The organism is Aminobacter sp. P4_H6_2, from assembly GCF_056400805.1.
Map to the genome: position 1 here is coordinate 1 of NZ_JBFUKO010000786.1, position 2,220 is coordinate 2,220.

The 2,220-nt window shown below is 59.4% G+C and carries 3 protein-coding genes; 1 reads left to right on the forward strand and 2 read right to left on the reverse strand.

The annotated features are described in order from the left end of the window. Positions 1-332: 332 nt before the first annotated feature. Positions 333-614: a transcriptional regulator gene (locus AC1DUU_RS30090; protein ID WP_476786974.1), complete on the forward strand. Its 282-nt coding sequence runs from the start codon at positions 333-335 to the stop codon at positions 612-614. Between the two features lie 82 nt (positions 615-696). Here AC1DUU_RS30090 and AC1DUU_RS30095 read toward each other — a convergent pair whose 3' ends face one another. Next, positions 697-1,791: an esterase-like activity of phytase family protein gene (locus AC1DUU_RS30095; RefSeq protein WP_476786975.1), complete on the reverse strand. Its 1,095-nt coding sequence runs from the start codon at positions 1,789-1,791 to the stop codon at positions 697-699. A gap of 134 nt (positions 1,792-1,925) precedes the next feature. Next, the coding region (locus tag AC1DUU_RS30100) for a hypothetical protein (RefSeq protein WP_476786976.1) at positions 1,926-2,220 on the reverse strand (295 nt) is incomplete at its 5' end.

Here is a 2,220-nt window from a genome sequence, read left to right on the forward strand (position 1 = left end):
CGCCGGAAATGTCTTCTYGCTCGTAAAAACGAACCCTGTTTGAGGTGAACTCTAAAGCTTGTCGCTTCGGAAAGACCAACCTCACATCGGCTCAGACGAGGCGGTATCTACTCGCATGACCGGGAACCRTCAAGCCCGTCCCTCTAAAAACCTTAACGAAACCGGCACTTCGGGCCGTGCAAGGCGCCTGGAGCAACTTTATTGCGCTGCAACATAAGGACTAAGCCGGTTTGTGACGCTGTTTGCCCTGTTTTGCCCCCCACTCTTCATGCGAAAATCGGTGAAACCGGGGCGAATCCCCGCACTTGCGAATCTAAAACAGGGAATCACTGATGAACGACAACGAAGAGCGGCCGGTGACGATCATCACCGGACGAGTCTGGCGTAAGAAGGGTGGCAAGCCCGAAGGCGTCCATATCATGCTCGTCGCACCGGACGACGATACCGCTGTGCGCCTGGCACTCGACGCCCTGGCCAAGGAAGGTTACGCCGAAGCCGAGCTTGACCAGATCGGCGACATGCAAGGCGAACCCGACGACGAGCCGCAGATCTCAGCCTATCAAGGCGCGCTCGAAGGCGAAGTGTCGATMGTGACCTTTAACGAGCCGCGTTGATTTCAAGTCCGTTGACCCGCCCTGCCCGCCGATGTCGGTCGTCTCCGGTTCAGCGGGCCTTTGACCCGTGGCGCGATTCCACTTAGTTGGTGGCGGGGTCCAGTTTCAACACCACGAACTGGGTGAACTGCTCGGGGTTGAAATTGTTGTCGGAGGCGATCACCAGCGTACGCTTGCCGTCGACTTCCGGCCCCCAGGTCACAGACTCGATATTGTCGATGTCGAGACCGAAATCGCCCTCGCCGATCGTCAGGACCTTGCGCTTGGTTAGAGGCGTTGCCGTAACGTCCTTGATCGACGCGAGCCCCTTCACATCGGTGGCACCCGCAAAGTTTGCCAGATAGAAATTGATCTGATTGCCGATGCCAAGGGCGAAGGAACGCTCGACGGTCAACAGTTCGCCAGGTCCGAAGAACAGGAGTTCGGACAGGCCGTTGTCGTTGTAGAATGGATCGTGCGTTGCCTTGGCGAAGATCGGTCCGTTCTCATAGACATACTCGGCCGTCACCGCACCGCTGGCAATGTCGAAGCCGGTGATGCGCGACGGACTGCCGGCTTCCAGCCTGGCCTTTTCGCCGTCCTGGGCCAGGGCATTTTCTGTTCCTGCCCAAAGGGTCTTGCCGTCGAGCGAGATGGCCAGGCTTTCAAATGAAAGATTGCCGCGAACACCCGACGTCTTGTCGGCATTGGGCAAATAAGCCTGTGGAATGGCAAAACTCCTGATGTGGCTGCCATCTGGCTTTGCTTCGTAGATAGCCGGCTTGCCGCCAGCATCGCCCTCGCTCGACCAGAAGATCCGGTTGGCCGACGCATCGAAGCGGATCGCCTCGGGGTCGACATCCTTCTTGGCGAAGACAGCACCCTCAGCGTCACGTAGAGCATTGCTCGACACGATATCGACGCCGTGGACACCTTTGTCGTCGATCGCAAGTTTCAGCGTGTAGAGCCGCGCCGGCGCGCGTTCCGAGCGGTCGTCCGAGATGGCGTAGAACAGCTCGCTCGCCGCATCATAGTCGAGGCCGGAAATGCCGCCGAACTCGGTTCCCGCGATCTTCAGGCCGGTCGGGAGAACGACCTGGCCAAGCAGCGTCGCCTTGAGCGGACCGGTGTCTTGCGCGTGGGCCGAAATCACTGACGAGGCCAGCACGGCAGCGATGGCGGAAAGAAGAAACTTCATGATGCAGTCACCTGTAATGCGCGTCGGACCCGCAATGATAGCGACGGCATTTGACAGGCACATGAAGCCCAGGTGTCACCCAAATAAAAAAAGGGGGCCGAAGCCCCCTTTCCCATTCTTGTTGGACGACGCCCTTATTGAGCGGCGTTGACCATGTCGGTCAGGATCGGCTCGGCGACCTCGACACCCGAGAGCTTGCGGCGCTCGTCGAGGATCAGTTCGTCGCGCGAGGTGGCGATGCGCCTGATCTGGCTCATCATGCCGCCCGTGCCCGCCGGGATAAGACGGCCGACGATGACGTTTTCCTTGAGACCCTGCAGCATGTCGGTCTTGCCGGCGACCGCAGCTTCCGTCAACACCCTGGTCGTTTCCTGGAAGGAAGCGGCCGAGATGAAGGACGGCGTCTGCAGCGATGCCTTGGTGATACCG

What these genes read in the sequence shown, in the direction of transcription:
- AC1DUU_RS30095 (WP_476786975.1), bottom strand. Translation starts at nt 1,791, where the DNA reads ATGAAGTTTCTTCTTTCCGCCATCGCTGCCGTGCTGGCCTCGTCAGTG.